The organism is Nostoc sp. CHAB 5715, from assembly GCF_020829685.1.
Taxonomy (GTDB): Bacteria; Cyanobacteriota; Cyanobacteriia; order Cyanobacteriales; family Nostocaceae; genus Nostoc.
The window spans coordinates 1-3486 of the sequence record NZ_JAIVFR010000818.1 but is presented as its reverse complement, the minus strand read 5'-3'; the positions used below and the strand labels follow the sequence as shown (position 1 = coordinate 3486).

Here is a 3486-nt window from a genome sequence, read left to right as displayed (position 1 = left end):
CATTCGTTCATTACTAAAGGCAAGCAAAATTATGTTCCCCAATCGCCGAGGACAAAGAATTCCCAATGTCACTTTTCATACTCGTAAAGGCGACCAATGGGTGGATGTGACAACCGATCAATTGTTTGCTGATAAGACAGTGGTTGTCTTCTCCTTACCAGGTGCTTATACTCCGACTTGTTCATCAACTCATCTCCCTGGTTATAACGAATTGGCTGGGGTTTTCAAACAAAATGGTGTCGATGACATTATCTGTATTTCTGTCAATGATGCCTTTGTAATGAACGAATGGGCAAAAGTTCAAGAAGCAGAAAATATCACACTCATTCCCGATGGTAATGGTGAATTTACTGAAGGGATGGGTATGCTTGTAGATAAATCAGACTTAGGGTTTGGGAAGCGATCGTGGCGCTACTCGATGCTGGTAAGAGATGGTGTAATTAACCAAATGTTTATTGAGCCAGACGAGCCAGGAGATCCCTTTAAGGTATCCGATGCTGAGACAATGCTCAGATATATCAACCCCCAAGCAGTGAAGCCCGAACTCGTTTCTCTGTTTGCCAAAGTCGGTTGTCCCTTCTGTGCGCGTGCCAAGACAATGCTCAAGGAACATGGTATCAACTACGAAGAAATTACCTTGGGTAAGGATATCACCACACGTTCGTTACGAGCAGTTACAGGTGCGACAACAGTTCCCCAAGTATTTATCGATGGAAAATTAATTGGTGGTTCTGAGGCATTAGAAGCCTACTTTGCTGCTAAATAGTTTTCACTAGGGGCGCACAGATGTCATACGTGTCAACTTAACTTAAAAGTCATGTCCCGCAAGGAACTGAAGTTCCTTGCTAATAGCAAAAGTCATCTGTTGATGACTAAATATACTCAAAAATTTTTAGTCTACTTTAGTAGACTTTAGCTGTTAGCCTTGAACTTTAGTTCCAGGCGGGTGAGAAAGCCAACAGTTAAGCTATTTCTAGCTTAAGTTGACACCAATGCACAGATGTGCATCCCTACAACGTATTCAAAGATCGCCATTCTTCTGTTTTGAGTTACGGATTGAATTTCCATTTATTCAAAATACAATATGTTTGCTAGAATCCGCCGAATTTTGAGCCAATTTTTTAGTAACTCAAGGACAATCAACAACGAACCACTGAATAAAGTAAGTTTGATTGTCATTATTTTAATTGATATTTTTATTTTGATTAATGTTTTTACCGGACTTGATGATATTAGCAGATGGCATATCAGCCCGACCGAGGCTTATCCATGTTATTCAGAGTGGCAAAATTACCGGACAAAAACCACTCAAGATAAAGACTATGAAATTGTTAAACTTTCATTACCAGATAATCCGAATAATAAACTCAGTTTTCAGCGAAACTATCAACAAGCCGAAGCAGGACATCTGGGTAAGGTTTCTAAAACGTGTTTGCAATATGCCGACTACAAAGATAAAATTAACAATCCGCAAAAGCAGCAAATCATCAAAAATATTGCTCAGAAACAAGCGAAAATCAGTTCGCTTGAACAAGCCAATCGCACTATTAAAGCCCAATATGACTCAACGTTATTAGAAAAAATTGCAGGTCAGGGTCGTGAACAATCAATTAATCAAATCAGTGCTGAAAAAGCTAAACAAACATTAGAACAAAATAATCGCCAAATTTCTACCCTTAAACAAGAAAATTCTACTCTTAAAAATGAACTGCTTGCCAAACCGGAAAGCATTAGTTTTATAGCCTTTATTAAAGATGATAATCAATTCCGGGAAGTTGACAAAGGCTATCAGCAGGCATCATTTTGGTATCCAAGTATTCAGCTTGCTTTTCAGTCCTTCTTTCTTTTACCGTTGATTATCATTGCCTTATCAGTCCACAAATTTGCCCAAAGAAGAGGATATGGACTGATCTCGCTAATTAGCTGGCATTTGCTAGTTATCTTTTTTATCCCACTAATCGTTAAAATATTTGAATTTCTTCAAATCGGGGCAATATTTAAATTTCTCTTTGATATCATTAGCACCCTTTTTGGTGGTTTACTTTTCCTGGTAAATTATGCTTATATCTTGCTGATTCCAGTTATCGGTTTTGGAATTATCCAGTTTTTTCAAAAATTTGTCTTTAATGTTAAAGTCCAGGCAGCTAGCCGAGTCCAAAAATCACGCTGTGTAAATTGCGCCAAGAAAATTCGACACCTTGATACTTACTGTCCGCACTGTGGTTATTATCAAGACATTGAATGTCAAAACTGTCATAATCTTACTTATAAACATTTGTCCTATTGTAAACATTGTGGAGCTTCCCAAAATACTAATATTTTGTAATCGGTGAAATAGTGAAACTTTCGTCATGCTTGGCTCCAAACAACATTATTAAATTTGTTTGGTGTTCATGAGTCAAAGTAACTAAAACTGTCTACTGATAGATGACATTGAGAAATAACTTCTACGTTAATTGATTACAATAACTTAATATGGAAAAAGTGCAAAAAGCCAATAAAGAGAGTCAGTCGCCTCTTTCTTTTCTCAAAAATCTGTTGATTGCCCGTTGGCGATCGCTCTTACTCCTCTTGATAGGAGTTTACTTACCTTTGCAGGTTTTTGAAATTCTGACAGTGAAGATATGGGAGAATAAAGCTGGCTACCCGTGGGATGTGCCTATTCTGTTAGCAGTTCATTCTACAGCAAACCCACAGCTTGATGTTTTTGCCGTGACGCTAGCGAGAATTGGAGAGCCTTGGACGGCGATACCGATTTTAGGTGCGATCGCACTTATATTATTACTTCAAAAACGCTGGCGATCGCTAGCTTATTTACTCACCGTCTCAGTGGGAAGTGTGATTATCAACCGCACAGCAAAGGAATTAATGCATCGAGTGCGTCCACAATTGTGGCAGTCTATTGCGCCTGAGTCTAGTTTTGCATTTCCCAGTGGTCATGCTATGGCGAGTATAACTGTAGTAGCAATTTTGCTATTCTTAACTTGGGATAGCTCCTGGCGCTGGTTGGTTCTCATCTTCGGCAGCTGATATGTAATAGCTTTTGGGTGGTGTCGTTTCTATCTGGGGGTACATTTTCCCAGTGACGTTCTCGCGGGTTGGATGGTTGCATTAGGTTGGACAATTGGCGTCAGTCTAATTATCAAACCCTATATAACTATAGCCAAATCGGTAGATGGCGATCGCCCGAAAGATGAAACTACCTTACTCCCTGAAGAAAGAAAGTTGATAACTGAGGAGTAATATTATGTCCGCTTAAAGGCTTATTGTTTAGGCTGACGCATAGACACAGAAAAAAATCAAACTATAATCTTTTCTCAGTCGTCTTTAGACGACTTTCGCTATTAGACTCAGAATTCATTCTGAGGCGGGCTAGATGAGAATGAAATAGCCCCGGCTTTCTTGGTAGATGCATTGATTACTCGTGCGTCTACTATGTCTTGCGATCCGTTCGGGATAAACGAATTCACTTCACCCTTTTTCAAG

General features: G+C 39.2%; 2 protein-coding genes and 1 pseudogene. All 3 read left to right on the top strand.

The genetic code is table 11. The annotated features are described in order from the left end of the window. Positions 1-31 precede the first annotated feature (31 nt). The 3 genes and pseudogenes from LC574_RS31850 (at position 32) to LC574_RS31840 (ending at position 3243) form a co-directional block, all read left to right on the top strand. A complete protein-coding gene (locus LC574_RS31850; protein WP_229457560.1) occupies positions 32-766 on the top strand; it encodes a redoxin family protein in 735 nt (244 codons plus the stop codon). 318 nt (positions 767-1084) lie between these two features. After that, the gene (locus LC574_RS31845) at positions 1085-2326 is read left to right on the top strand and encodes a hypothetical protein (RefSeq protein ID WP_229457559.1); all 1242 of its coding nucleotides are present in this window, start codon (positions 1085-1087) and stop codon (positions 2324-2326) included. A 149-nt stretch (positions 2327-2475) separates the two neighbouring features. After that, positions 2476-3243: pseudogene (locus LC574_RS31840) on the top strand (phosphatase PAP2 family protein). Positions 3244-3486: the final 243 nt, after the last annotated feature.

What these genes read in the sequence shown, in the direction of transcription:
- LC574_RS31850 (WP_229457560.1), top strand. Translation starts at nt 32, where the DNA reads ATGTTCCCCAATCGCCGAGGACAAAGAATTCCCAATGTCACTTTTCAT.
- LC574_RS31845 (WP_229457559.1), top strand. Translation starts at nt 1,085, where the DNA reads ATGTTTGCTAGAATCCGCCGAATTTTGAGCCAATTTTTTAGTAACTCA.